This is a genomic window from Noviluteimonas gilva (assembly GCF_009740395.1).
Classification (GTDB): domain Bacteria; phylum Pseudomonadota; class Gammaproteobacteria; order Xanthomonadales; family Xanthomonadaceae; genus Noviluteimonas; species Noviluteimonas gilva.
Genome location: NZ_WOXT01000003.1, coordinates 151748 through 166892 on the forward strand (window position 1 = coordinate 151748; position 15145 = coordinate 166892).

The window sequence follows — 15145 nt, forward strand, 5'->3', positions numbered from 1 at the left end:
CGATGACGATCACCATCACCGCGTTCGAACGCTCGCCCGATGGCGGCAAGGGACTGGCGCGCGATACGCGCGTGCGCTGGGCGCTCGAAGAAGTGGGGCAGCCCTACGCCGTTCGCCTGGTCCCGCATGCGGCGATGCAGGCACCCGCGCATCTGCGGCTGCATCCCTTCGGCCAGATTCCGACTTACGAAGAAGGCGACCTCGTGCTGTTCGAGACGGGCGCGATCGTCTTCCACATCGCGCAGCACCACGCGGGCCTGTTGCCCGACGACGCCGATGCCCGCGCACGCGCGATCACCTGGATGTTCGCCGCGCTCAGCACGATGGAGCCGCCGATCCTCGAACTGGTCATCGTCAAGTTCATCGAAGGCGACAAGCCCTGGAGCAAGGAACGCCTGCCCCTGGTGCTCGATCGCATCCGCAATCGGCTCGGCCAACTTTCCGTTCGACTGGGCGATGCCGACTGGCTCGATGGAGCGTTCAGCGCGGGCGACCTGATGATGGTGTCGGTGCTGCTCCGCGTGCGCGCGTCGGGATTGCTCGACGAATATCCGAACCTCGCGGCCTATGTCGCCCGCGGCGAAGCACGTGCCGCCTACAAGCGCGCCTTCGCCGCGCAGTACGCGATCAACGCCGCGCCAACACCGGGCTGATCGCGCGACGCAAATGTCGAATCACGCGACGCACTTGTTCGAAACCTGACGCGCCGCGTCACCTGCCGCATTTTCATTTCGTTTTCAATAGCGAAACCGTTTGCGCGCGTGATGTTTTCGTTTAAAGTGCGATCCGCATCCCACTTCGGCTGAAAGGGGATCGGTTGTAAATGCCGAAGGGGGACCGGGCGCGGCGTCATCGAAGCGTTCCGACAGGCACCAGGCGGTGCCGAAGCAGGGGGAAAACTCGAATCGTCTCGACGGCCCGGCTGGCTTCGGCTTGCCATGTCCGCTCATTCGCGTAGCCATCTGGCGCGAGTGCGCGTACGGCTGCGCGCGTTCGCCGGGTTCCCGCTGCTGCCACTCCATGCAGTCGATCGGGAAACGGAATGAATCTGCTGAACCTGCGCCGGGCCGCCTTCCGCACCATCGCGATGTTGGGTTTGGGTGTCGCGCTCCTCGCGCCGCATTTCGCACACGCCTCTTCGACCATCCGCACCTTCGCGGTGCGCAAGACCTTTACCCAGCGCGGCGACGCGCTGCTGGTCGGCAACACGCTGCTGACGTGCCCCACGGCGGCGTCGGGGTGCACGACCGCGCAGAACGGGTCGGGCAACAACAACGACTTCGCGATGACGTGGGTCGACATCGATGGCGATGGGTCGACCTTCAACTCCTCGCGCGCGACGCTGACGCTGCCGGTAGGCGCGACGGTGAGCTACGCGGCCCTGTACTGGGGCGGCGACAGCGCGGGCGCGCCGACGCCGGCGAGCCGCAACCTCGTGCGCTTCGCGACGCCGGCGGCCGGTTATTCGAACGTCACCTCCAGCAGCCTCGACGTCTCCGGCACGCGTTACGCCGCGTTCGCCGACGTCACCACGCAGGTGCAGGCCGGCGGCTCGGGCGTGTACGCGGTGGCGAACCTGCAGGCGAGCACCGGTGCGGATCATTACGGCGGCTGGAGCCTGGTCGTCATCTACAAGCTCGCCACCGACACGCTGCGCAACCTCACGCTGTTCGACGGCTATCTCGAGATCAACACCACCTCGCCGAGCTTCGTCACCACGCCGGTGTCGGGCTTCCGCACGCCGCCCGCGGGCGCGGTCAACACGCGCATCGGCCTGGTCGCGTTCGAAGGCGACAACAACTTCACCGGCGACCAGTTCCTGATCAACGGCACCACGCAGCTCACCGATGCGCTGAACCCCGCGACCAACGTCTTCAATTCGACGAACACGCGCCTGGCCGCGCAGCAGGGTGGCCGCACGCCGTCGCACACGAACCAGTTCGGCTTCGACATCGATTACATCTCCGCCGGCGCGGTGCTGGGCAACAACGCGACGAGCGCGAGCCTGACGTTCAACACGACGAGCGAAACCTATTTCCCGACGGTGCTGATGTTCGCCACCGACGTGTATGAGCCGGAGATCGTCACCAACTTCACCAAGACCGTTTCCGACGGCAACGGCGCGCCGTTCCGCCCGGGCGACGAGCTGACGTACACGATCAACGTCACCAATAGCGGCAACGATTTCGCGAACAACACCATCGTCACCGACCCGCTGCCCGTGGGCGTGACCTACGTGCCGAACTCGCTGCAGGTGGTGAGCGGCGCGAACGCCGGCACCAAGACCGACGGATCGGGCAACGACCAGGCCGAGTACAACGCGGGCACGCGCACCGTGACTTTCCGCGTGGGCACCGGCGCCGACCAGACCGTCGGCGGCCAGCTCGTTCCGGCCGCGTCGACCGTGCTGCGCTTCAAGGTCACGATCGATGCCAACCTCGCCAACGGCGCGAACATTTCGAACGTCGCGACGATCGGCTATGTCGCCGGCACCACGGGCGACGCCGGCAGCGGCAGCAATCCGCCGACGAGTTTCACCGTCGCGCGCGATACGGATCTGTCGATCACCAAGACCGGCCCTGCGACCGTCGGCCTCGGCGGCGCGGTTTCGTACCTGGTGACGGTGTCGAACAGCGGCCCCGAACACGCGAACGGCGCGACCGTCACCGACGACGTGCCCAACGCACTCACGGGCGTTGCGATCACCTGCGCCGCCAGCGGTGGCGCGGTGTGTCCGTCGACCACCGGCCTGACCGATCTCACGGCGCTCGCGATCGCGACCTTCCCGTCGGGCGGCAGCGTCGCGTTCACCATCACCGGCACCGCGCCGAATGCGGCGACGACGCTGTCGAACACCGCGACCGTCGCCGCGCCGTCGAACACCAACGATCCGAACACCGCGAACAACACGGCCGGCCCGGTCACGACGAATGTTTCGCCGGCCGCCGACGTCTCGCTCGCCAAGACGCTGGTGACCGCGGGTCCGTTCTACGTCGGCCAGTCGCTGCAGTACCAGATCGTCGTGTCGAACGCCGGTCCGCAGGCCGCGGCGAATGTCGTCATCTCCGATACGCCGAGCAATCTGTCGATCGGCACCGTGAGCGGCGGCGGTTGTTCCGCGCTGCCGTGCACGATCGCGAGCCTCGCTTCGGGCGCCAGCGCGACGATCACCGTCAACGCGACGATCAACGCGACCGGTGCGTTCGACAACGGTGCGTCCGCCACGAGCGCGACCAGCGATCCGAACACCGCCAACAACAGCGATCCGAGCGGCAACGGCGGCACCGCCGTGCAGGGCGCCGACATCACGCTGACCAAGACGCTGATGACCGCCGGCCCGTACGCGATCGGCCAGGTGATCACCTACCAGTTGGTCGTGCACAACAACGGCCCCGCCAACGCGATGAACGTGGCGGTCTCCGACACGCCCGCCAATCTGACGATCCTGACCGTGTCGGGCGCCTGCAGCGCGCTGCCGTGCGTGATCAACAGCCTGCCGGACGGTCCGAACCGCATCATCACCGTCACCGCGCAGATCACTGGCGCGACGTTCGACAACAGCGCCACCGCGTCGAGCCCGGCGCCCGATCCGGTGCCCGGCAACAACGCCGATGCGACGGGCAACGGCGGCACCGCGGGTGCGACCGCCGATCTCGCGCTGAGCAAGACGCTCGTCACCGCCGGCCCGTATCTCCCCGGGCAGACGGTGCATTACACGATCGTCGTTTCGAACAACGGTCCGTCGGCGGCGGCGGGTGTCGTGGTCAACGACACGCCGACCAACCTGACGATCCTTAACGTCAGCGGGCCTTGCACGAGCTTCCCGTGCGCGGTCGGCGCCATCGCTTCGGGCGCCAGCGCGACGATCCAGGTCGATGCGCGCATCGATGCGGCCGGCGCGTTCGACAACGCGGCGACCGCGACGTCGACGTCGACCGATCCCACGCCCGGCAACAACGGCGACAGCACGGGCAACGGCGGTACCGCGGTCGCGTCGGCGGACTTCGCGATCATCAAGTCGACGCCGAACGGCGCGGGCGTGCCTGCCGGTGCGCCGGTGCAGTACACGATCACCGTCACCAACAATGGTCCCTCGACGGCCGATGCGCTGGTGGAAGACACCTTGCCTGCGGGACTCACGGGCGCGACGTGGACCTGCGCGGGCACGTGTCCGATGGGTTCGGGCGCGGGCGATCTCTCGGTGATCCTGACGCTTGCGCCGACGCAGAGCGCGACGTTCACGATCGATGCGACTGCGCCGATCATCGCGCCGGCGACCATCGCCGCGAACACCGCGACGGTCGCCGCGACCAACAGCGCGGTCGATCCGACCCCCGCCAACAACTCGGCGACCGCCACCGCCATCGCCGTCACCGCGCTCGCCATCAACGCGCAGGACGACACGTCCGCGCAGACCCCGGGCGGGGCAGGGGGCACGGCGATCGCGAACGTGCTGGCCAACGACACCTTCAATGGTGCAGGCGCCGACCTGTCGAGCGTTTCGCTCTCCATCGATACGCCGGCTTCCAATCCGAACGTCGCGCTCGATACGGCCACCGGTGCCGTCACCGTCGCCGCGAACACGCCGGGCGGCACGTACACCATCGTCTATCGCCTCTGCGAAATCGCGAACCCGACCAACTGCGACACCGCCACGGTCACCGTGTCGGTCGCCCTGGCGGTGATCGTCGCGACGAACGACACCGGCACGATCGGTGGCGCGTCCGGCGGCACTGCCGTCGCCGATGTCCGCGCGAACGACATGATCGACGGCGCGACGCCGACGTCCGGCAACAGCGTGCTCTCGCAGGTCTCGACGACCGACGCGCGCGTGCATCTCGATGCGGCCACCGGCGCGATCCTGGTCGACGCCGCCACGCCGGCGGGCACGTACACCGTGACGTATCGCGTGTGCGATCCGATCAACGCCACCAACTGCAAGCAAGCCGACGCCGTCGTGACGGTGACTGCGGCTGCGCTGATCGCAGGCGATGACACCGCGGGTCCTGTCTCCGGCACGACTGGTGGCAACGACATCGTCAATGTGCTCGGCAACGACACACTCGGCGGCGCTGCTGCGACCACGTCCAACGTCACGCTGGCGCCGGTGACCAATGGCCCGCTGTCGATGGATGCCAACGGCAACGTGGACCTCGCACCGAATACGCCGGCGGGTACGTATACGGTCGACTACCAGGTCTGCGAAGCGCTCAACCCGACGAACTGTGATACCGCAACGGTCACCGTCACCGTGTCGGCCGCCGTCGTCGCCGCTGGCAATGACGCGGGTTCCATCGGTGGTGCGACGGGCGGCACGGCGATCGCCGATGTGCGCGCGAACGACACCGTCGGCGGCGCAACCGCGAACGGCACGAACGCAACGCTTGCGCAGGTCTCGACCACGGACGCGAAGGTCACGCTCGATGCGTCGACCGGTGCGATCAATGTCGCCGCCAACACGCCGGCGGGCACGTACACCGTGAGCTATCGTGTGTGCGAAGCGCTGAACCCGACCAACTGCCAGACGGCCGATGCCGTCGTGACGGTGACCCCGGCAGCGCTGGTCGCAGGCGACGACAACGCGGGTCCTGTCTCCGGCACGACCGGCGGGAACGACATCGTCAACGTGCTCGGCAACGACACGCTGGGTGGCGCGCCCGCGACCACGTCGAACGTCACTCTGACGCAGGTGGCCAACGGCCCGCTGTCGATGGATGCCAACGGCAACGTCGACCTCGCACCGAACACGTCGGCCGGCACGTACACGCTCGACTACCAGGTCTGCGAAGCGCTCAATCCGACGAACTGCGCCACGGCGACGGTCACTGTCACCGTGTCGGCCGCCGTCGTGGTCGCTGGCAATGACGCGGGTTCCATCGGTGGTGCGACGGGCGGCGCGGCGATCGCCGATGTCCGCGCGAACGACACCGTCGGCGGCGCGGCCGCGACCAACACGAACGCGACGCTCGCGCAGGTTTCGACGACGGACGCGAAGGTCACGCTCGATGCGTCGACTGGCGCGATCAATGTCGCTGCCAACACGCCGGCCGACACGTACACCGTGACCTATCGCGTGTGCGAAGCGCTGAATCCGACCAACTGCCAGACCGCCGACGCCGTCGTGACGGTGACCGCGGCTGCACTGGTCGCAGGCGACGACAACGCGGGTCCCGTTTCCGGCACGACCGGCGGGAACGACATCGTCAACGTGCTCGGCAACGACACGCTGGGTGGCGCTGCGGCGACGACGTCCAACGTCACGCTGGTGCCGGTCACGAATGGCCCGCTGTCGATGGATGCCAACGGCAACGTCGACCTCGCGCCGAACACGCCGTCCGGCACGTACACGCTCGACTACCAGGTCTGCGAAGCGCTCAACCCGACGAACTGCGATACCGCGACGGTGACCGTCACCGTGTCGGCGGCGAGCCTGGTGGCCGGCAACGATGCCGGCACGATCGGCGGCGCGACGGGCGGTACCGCGATCGTCGACGTGCGCGCGAACGACACCGTTGGTGGCGCTGGCGCGACCAATGCTAACGCGACGCTCGCGCAGGTCTCGACGACGAATCCGAACGTCACGCTCGACACGTCGACCGGCGCGATCCAGGTCGCCGCCGGGACGCCGTCAGCTTCGTACACGGTGACCTACCGCTTGTGCGAAGCGCTCAACCCGGCCAATTGCACGACGGCCGATGCAGTCGTCACCGTCACCGCCGCCGCGATCGTCGCGGGCGATGACAGCGCCGGCCCGATTTCCGGCCGCACCGGTGGCAACGACATCGTCAATGTTCTGGGCAACGACACGCTCGGCGGTGCGAACGCGATGACGTCCAACGTCACGCTGACGCCGGTCACCAATGGCCCGCTGTCGATGGATGCCAATGGCAACGTCGATCTCGCACCGAACACGACTGCGGGCACGTACACGCTCGACTACACGGTTTGCGAAGCCCTGAATCCGACGAATTGCGACACGGCGACGGTCACCGTGACGGTCGCGGCAGCGGTCGTCTCCGCAACGAACGACGCCGGCTCCATCGGCGGCGCGACGGGCGGCACGGCCATCGCCGATGTCCGTAGCAACGACACCATCGACGCGGCCACCGCTACCAACTCGAACGCCACGCTCGCCCAGGTCTCGACGACCAACCCGAACGTCACGCTCGACACGTCGACCGGCGCAATCCTGGTCGCCGCCGGCACGCCGTCCGGCACGTACACGGTGACGTATCGCCTGTGCGAAGCGCTGAACCCGACCAACTGCACGCCGGCTGATGCAGTCGTCACCGTCACCGCCGCCGCAATCGTGGCGGGCGATGACAGCGCCGGCCCGATCTCCGGCCGCACCGGTGGCAACGACATCGTCAATGTCCTGGCCAACGACACGCTCGGCGGTTCGAACGCGACGACGTCGAACGTGACGCTCACGCCGGTCACCACCGGTCCGCTGTCGATGGACGCCAACGGCAACATCGATCTCGCGCCGAACACGACTGCGGGCACGTACACGCTCGACTACACGGTCTGCGAAGCGCTGAATCCGACCAACTGCGCCACCGCTACGGTCACCGTGACGGTCGCGGCCGCGGTCGTGTCCGCAACGAACGACGCCGGTTCCATCGGCGGCGCGACGGGCGGCACGGCGATCGCCGATGTCCGCGGCAACGACACCATCGACGCGGCCGCCGCTACCAACTCGAACGCCACGCTCGCCCAGGTCTCGACGACCAACCCGAACGTCACGCTCGACACGTCGACCGGCGCGATCCAAGTCGCCGCAGGCACACCGTCGGGCACGTACACGGTCACCTACCGCCTGTGCGAAGCACTCAACCCGACGAACTGCACGACAACTGATGCAGTCGTCACCGTCACCGCCGCCGCCATCGTGGCCGGCAATGACAGTGCGGGTCCGATCTCCGGCCGCACCGGCGGCAACGACATCGTCAACGTCCTCGCCAACGACACGCTCGGTGGCGCGAACGCGACGACCTCGAACGTGACGCTGACGCCGGTCACCACCGGTCCGCTGTCGATGGACGCCAACGGCAACATCGACCTCGCGCCGAACACGGCCGCGGGCACCTACACGCTCGACTACACGGTCTGCGAAGCGCTGAACCCGGCGAACTGCGACACCGCCACGGTCACCGTGATCGTGTCCGCGGCGACGTTGTCCGCGTCCAACGACACCGGTTCCATCAACGGCGCCACGGGCGGCACGGCCATCGCCGATGTCCGCGCGAACGACACCGTCGATGCAGCCGCCGCCACCGGTGCGAACGCCACGCTCGCCCAGGTCTCGACGACAAACCCGAACGTCACGCTCGATACAACCACCGGCGCGATCACCGTCGCCGCCGGCACGCCGTCGGGCACGTACACGGTCACGTATCGCCTGTGCGAAGCGCTGAACCCGACCAACTGCACCACGGCCGACGCCGTCGTGACGGTCACTGCATCCCCGATCGCCGCCAACGACGACACCGCGGGCCCGATCTCCGGCCGCACCGGCGGCACCGCCATCGTCGCCGTGCTCGACAACGACACGCTCGGCGGCGCGGCGGCGACCACGTCCAACGTGACGCTCGCGCCGGTCACCAACGGCCCGCTGTCGATGGATGCCAGCGGCCAGGTCGACCTCGCGCCCAACACGCCGGCCGGCACGTACACGCTCGATTACACCGTGTGCGAGGCGCTCAACCCGTCGAACTGCGCGACCGCGACCGTGACGGTCACCGCCAGCGCCGCGGCCCTGGTCGCGACGAACGACAACGGTTCGATCGGCGGCATCGCCGGCGGCACCGCCATCGCCGACGTGCGCACAAACGACACGGTCGACGCCGCGCTCGCCACCAGCGCGAACGCCACGCTCGCCCAGGTCTCGACGACGAACCCGAACGTCACGCTGGACACGACGACCGGCGCGATCGACGTCGCCGCCAACACGCCGGCGGGCACGTACACCGTGACCTATCGCCTGTGTGAAGCGCTGAACCCGACGCACTGCACGACCGCCGACGCCATCGTCGTCGTCACCGCCGCCGCGATCGTCGCCAACGACGACTCCGGCGGCCCGGTGCAGGGCAGGGTGGGTGGCAACGACGTCGTCAATGTGCTCGGCAACGACACGCTGGGTGGCGCGACCGCCACGACGCCGCAGGTCGTGCTCACGCCGGTGACCAACGGTCCGCTGTCGATGGATGCCAACGGCAACGTCGATGTCGCCCCGAACACCGCCGTCGGCACCTACACGCTCACCTACACGGTGTGCGAAGCACTGAACCCGTCGAACTGCGACACCGCCATCGTGACGATCACCGTCGACGCCGCCGCCATCGTCGCCAACGACGACACCGGCCCGAATGTCGCCGGCGCCACGGGCGGCACGGCGATCGCCGACGTGCGCGGCAACGACACGCTCGGTGCCACGCCGGTCGTGAACGCGGACGTCGTGCTGAGCATCGTGACGCCGGCCTCGACGCCGAACGTCGCACTCGACACCACGACCGGTGCGGTGACGGTGGCCCCGGGCACTGCGGCCGGCACCTACACGATCACCTATCGCCTGTGCGAAGCGCTGAACCCGACCAACTGCGACACCGCCATCGCGACCGTCACCGTCACCGCCGCGGCCATCGTGGCGAACGACGACCACGGTGGTCCGATCGATGGTGGGGCAGGGACGGGCAATGCGCTGAACGTGTTCGGCAACGACACGCTCAATGGCGCCGCCGCCACGACGTCGAACACGACGCTCGCGCCGGTGACCAACGGCCCGCTGTCGCTCGATGCGAACGGCACCGTCGCCGTTGCCGCCGGTACGCCGGCCGGCACGTACACGCTGACGTACACGCTGTGCGAATCGCTCAATCCGACGAACTGCGACACCGCGACGGTCACGGTCGAGGTCATCGCCCCGGCGATCGCCGCGGCCGATGACGCGTCGACGACGGTGCAGAACACCGCCACCATCATCGCGGTCCTGGGGAACGACACCATCGGCGGTTCCGCGGCCGACCAGGCGCGCATCGCGGTCACCGTCACGATCGAAACGCAGCCCGCGCACGGCACGGTCGTCGTCAACGACGACGGCACCGTCACCTACACGCCATCGACGAACTACAGCGGCCCGGACACGTTCACCTATCGCCTGTGCGACCGCCTGAACCCGACCGTCTGCACGACCGCCAACGTCGCCATCACCGTCACGCCGAACGAAGTCGAAGCCCACGACCAGGTCGCCACCACGCCGCAGACCGGCCCGGTGCGCATCGATGTCGTCGGCACGACGCGCAACGGTGGCGGTGCGCCGCTGGATCCGACCTCGGTGCAGGTCGTGACGCAGCCCGCGCACGGCACGGTCGTCGTCAATCCGGACGGGTCGATCACCTACACGCCGGACCGCCTGTTCATCGGCACCGACACGTTCACCTTCCGCATCTGCGATCTGTCCACGCCGACGCCGGTGTGCGACACGGCGACGGCGACGATCACCATCCTCGCCGACGCCACGTCGCTGCGCCTGTCGAAGACGACGACCTCGTCCGCGGTGCGCGTCGGTGATGTCGTGCGCTACACGGTGCGCGTCGACAACGTCGGCATCGCGCCGGCCAACGACGTGATCGTGGTCGATACGCCGCCCGCGGGCTTCACCTACGTCGAAGGCTCGTTGCGCGTCGACGATGCGGACGATGCGTTCGTGCAGACGGGTGCGAATCCGCTGCGCGTCGCCGGTGTCGACGTTCCGGTCGACGGCCACGCGACGATCACCTATGCGCTGCGCGTCGGCGCGGGCGTCGGCCGCGGCACGCACATCAACCGCGTGACCGCCACCGACAGCACGGGCCTGACGCTCAGCAACCAGGCCTCGGCCGAAGTGCGCGTCGAAGGCGATCCGCTGCTCGACGACAGCCTGGTGTTCGGCACGGTGTTCGTCGACACCAACGGCGATGGCATGCAGCAACCGGGCGAACCGGGGCTGGCCGGCGTGCGCATCGCGTCCGTCGAAGGCCTGCTGATCGAAACCGACGCGCAGGGCCGCTGGCACCTGGCCGGTGTCGATGCGCAGAACGCGCTGCGCGGTCGCAATTTCATCCTGAAGGTCGATGCCAGCACCTTGCCGGCCGGCGCTTCGTTCACCACTGCCAATCCGCTGGTTCGCCGCATCACGCCGGGCGTGCCGGTGCGCTTCGACTTCGGCGTCCGACTGCCACCGCCCGAGGACGCGAGACCTGCGCCCTCGGCCCCGGCAGCGAACTGAGGACCGCCGACATGACCATGAAGAAGACGCTCCTCCACGTGACGCTGATCGGCCTGCTGTACGCGGCCGCCCCGATGCCGGCGCATGCGCAACAGCCGTTGTCGACGACGGCCGCGGCGACCGCGGATCCCGCGCTCGTGCGCGCCGGCCGCCATGCGATCGCGCTGCCGAACGGCGGCACGATCTGGGCGGTGGAAGATCCCACGCTCACGACGCCGCGTTTGTCGGTGCGCGCGCCGGCGACGATCGCGTTCGCCGATGGCCGCATCGTCGGGCCCGTGCGGTTCCAGGGTGCGACCAACTATCCGTCGTTCATCGATCGCATCGAAGTGACGGTGTATCGCGAAAGCGATGCCGATCTCGTCGAACCGCTCGCGACCGTCGTGCTCCCGGCCGGCGCGATGCCGCAGGGCACGTGGGATGGTGCGCTGCCTGCGAACCTCGTTCTGAAGCGCGGCGACTCGCTGCGATACATCTCGCGCGCCTACGGCAAGAACGGCGGCGTCGACGAAACGTATCCGCAGCTGCTGCAACTCGTGTCGCCGGAAGAACAGGCGCGCGGCGTGCAGGCACTGCGCGCGGATGTGGAACGTTCACGTGGCCAGGCGCTCGACGCGGAGCAGGCGCAGAGCCTTTCGCTGGAAGCCAACGCGGCCGGCGACAACGCCTTGCGCCAGCAGAACATCGCGGTGCACGGATCGCGCGTGCGCATCCAGGGCCGCGACGTTCCGGCGGGCCAGAGCATCACGATCGACGGCACCACCGTGCCGCTGACGCGTGAACGCACGTTCGTCGCCGAGTATCTCGAGCCGGTCGGTGCGCACGACTACGCGATCGCCGTGGGGCAGGGGAGTGTCGCGCAGTCGCTGAACGTCGACGTGACGGGGCGTTACCTGTTCCTCGTCGCGATGGCCGACGTGACGCTCTCGCAGAGCAGCGCGAGCGGCAACATCGAACCGCTCGCGGGCGATGAACGTTTCGAAGACGGCTTCCTCGACGAAGGCCGCCTGGCCTTCTACCTGAAGGGCAAGGTGCGCGGGAAATACCTCGTCACCGCGCAGGCCGATACGCAGGAGCGTTCGCTCGACAATCTGTTCAACGGATTCTTCGAAGCCGATGCACAGGATGTGTTCCGTCGCCTCGATCCGGATGCGTATTACCCGGTCTACGGCGACGACTCGACGACCACGCGCGATGTCGATACGCAGGGCAAGCTGTACGTTCGCGTCGACTGGGATCGCAGCCAGGGCCTGTGGGGCAACTTCAGCACCGGGTTCTCGGGCACCGAGTACGGCCAGTACCAGCGTTCGCTGTACGGCGCGGCGCTCGACTTCAAGAGCCGTGGCACGACCGAGCTCGGCGATGCGAAGTCGGAGTTGCGTGCCTTCGGTTCCGAAGCGCAGAGCGCGGTCGGGCACAGCGAGTTCCTCGGCACCGGCGGCAGCCTGTACTACATGCACCACACGGACTTGTTGCCCGGTTCGGATCATGTCGTGCTCGAAATCCGCGACGTGCGCACCGGCCGCGTGGAATCGCGTGTCGACCTGCAACGCGGCGCTGATTACGAAATCGACGAACTCCAGGGCCGCCTGATCCTCACGCGTCCGCTTTCGCAGATCACGCGCGAGAACGTGCGCACGCTGACGCGCGATGCGGCGCTCGACGGGTTCGAACAGCGCTTGCTCGCCGATTACGAGTACATCCCGACGGGGTTCGACGCGGGCCACGTGAGCAGCGGCGTGCGCGCCAAGCAGTGGATCGGCGATCACGTGGCGGTCGGTGCGACCTATGTCGACGAGAACCGCGACGGCGACGACTACGGCCTGCGTGGCGGCGATCTGACCTTGCAGGCGGGTCGTGGCACGTACTTGAAGCTCGAAGGCGAGCGTTCCGAATCGACCTCGGTGCCGGTGTTCTTCTCCGACAACGGCGGTCTGTCGTTCGTCGAACGCAATCCGGTCAGCACTGCGCGCAGCGGCGACGCGCGTGCGGTCGACGGTCGGGCGAACCTGCGCGAACTCGGCTGGACACAACGCGACTGGACGCTCGGTGCGTGGTGGCGTGATGTCGACGATGGCTTCTCCGTTGCGCGCGCCGACACGGGCCTGGCGACGCAGGAACAAGGTGTCGAGTTCACCGGCCAGATCGGCGAACGCTTCACGCTCTCGGGGCGTTGGACGGAAGCCGATCGCGGCACGTCGGAACTCGACCAGACGCAGCTGACCGGCGACTGGCGCATCGGCGATTCCGACCAGCTCGGATTCGAAGTGCGCGACGTGCGCGAGGCCGCGACCGGATTCGACGAAAGCGCGTTGCTTGCCGCCTTCAGCTATCGCCACCGCATCGGGTCGAGCGTCGAGTTGTACGGCGTGGGCCAGGCGAGCGTGCGGGAGGAGGGCGGTTACGCGGAGAACGATCGCCTGACACTCGGCGCCAAGTATTTGTTCGGCGATCGTTCGAACGTCGGCCTGGAAGTCAGCGGCGGCGATCGCGGGCAGGCGGCGACGCTCGATGGCGAATATCGTCTCGGCGAGGACCACACCGTCTACGGCGGTTACACCTACAGCACCGACACGACGGCCTCGCGCTTGGCCAGCGAATTCGATCGCCAGTTGCGCAACGGCTGGACGCTCGGCCAGCGCTGGCGCCCGACGAACCAGTTGAACGTGTTCAACGAAAGCCAGTTCCTGCGCAGCCCGAACGGCGACGACGGCATCACGCACACGCTCGGCATGGATTTCTATCCGACCGATGCGTGGCAGCTCGGTTTCACCGTGATGGATGGCGAGCTCGATGCGGCCAGCGGCCGCGTGGATCGTCGCGCCTACAGCGTGTCCGCCGGCCGCACCGATGCCGACACGCAGTGGTCGAGCAAGCTCGAGTTCCGCCGCGACACCGGCGCCGAACAACGCGACCAATGGGTGACCACCAATCGCCTGATGTATCGCGTCAACGACGACTGGCGCATCGCCGCGCGCGTGAACTACGCCGACACCGACGATCGCGTGAATCCGCTCGCAAGCGCGACGCTCGGCGAAACCAACATCGGCTTCGCCTGGCGCCCGCACGACACGACGCGTTATGCGTTGTTCGGCAAGGCGACGTACCTGTACGACATCGCGTCGCCGGGGCAGGTGGGCGGTGCGACGTACGACCAGCGTTCGCAGGTGTTTTCGCTGGAAGGCGTCGTGCAACTCGACGACCGCTGGGAGCTGGCGCCGAAGCTGGCCACCCGTCGCGGCGATTGGCGCGTGGAACGCGGCACGGGCGATTGGCTCGACAGCCGTGCGTCCTTCGCCGCGCTGCAGGTCCGCTATCACTTGCCGATGGAATGGGATGCGCTGGCGGAGACGCGCTGGCTCGACGTCCGCGATGGCGGCACGCGTAACGGCGTTTTGATCGGCATCGATCGCCAGCTGGGCGACAATTTCAAGATCGGCGTCGGCTACAACTTCACCGATTTCAGCGACGATCTGACGGATCTGGAATACGACCACGAAGGCGTGTTCCTGAATTTCGCCGGGTTCTATTGAGCCCGGCGGATTCGAAGAAAGGATTGGAAAGGACGCCACATGTTTGTGCAGAACGATTCGAACAAATCCCCGAGTGCGCCTGTAGACCAGGCGCCTGATCAGACGCCGCCGCCGGTGAGTCCGCCGCAGCGTGCCGTGCCGGAACCGCAGACCAGGACGGGCTCGCTCAGCGAAAGCCTCAAGACGCGTCTGTTGCGGGCGCTGCGCTGAGAGGGACCCGGAATGGTCGAAATACCGCCCAGAGGGTGCAGACCCTTCCTAGCCATATTCGAGACAATACGTAAGATGCATTATGCGAAGTCTCGGATATGGGCATGGGGAGGTTCTCTCTAAGCGCCCGACCGCC

Annotated in this window: 3 protein-coding genes; all 3 read left to right on the forward strand. The window is 67.8% G+C overall.

The genetic code is table 11. The features are described from left to right. The first annotated feature begins 2 nt into the window (after positions 1-2). The 3 genes from GN331_RS11685 (at position 3) to GN331_RS11695 (ending at position 14799) form a co-directional block, all read left to right on the forward strand. A complete protein-coding gene (locus GN331_RS11685; protein ID WP_156642298.1) occupies positions 3-653 on the forward strand; it encodes a glutathione S-transferase family protein in 651 nt (216 codons plus the stop codon). Between the two features lie 389 nt (positions 654-1042). Further along, a complete protein-coding gene (locus GN331_RS11690; protein ID WP_156642299.1) occupies positions 1043-11266 on the forward strand; it encodes an Ig-like domain-containing protein in 10224 nt (3407 codons plus the stop codon). 11 nt (positions 11267-11277) lie between these two features. Beyond that, positions 11278-14799: a hypothetical protein gene (locus tag GN331_RS11695; protein ID WP_156642301.1), complete on the forward strand. Its 3522-nt coding sequence runs from the start codon at positions 11278-11280 to the stop codon at positions 14797-14799. The last annotated feature ends 346 nt before the right edge of the window (positions 14800-15145 follow it).

Coding starts and splice junctions, on each gene's coding strand:
- GN331_RS11685 (WP_156642298.1), top strand. CDS start 3: ATGACGATCACCATCACCGCGTTCGAACGCTCGCCCGATGGCGGCAAG.
- GN331_RS11690 (WP_156642299.1), top strand. CDS start 1,043: ATGAATCTGCTGAACCTGCGCCGGGCCGCCTTCCGCACCATCGCGATG.
- GN331_RS11695 (WP_156642301.1), top strand. CDS start 11,278: ATGACCATGAAGAAGACGCTCCTCCACGTGACGCTGATCGGCCTGCTG.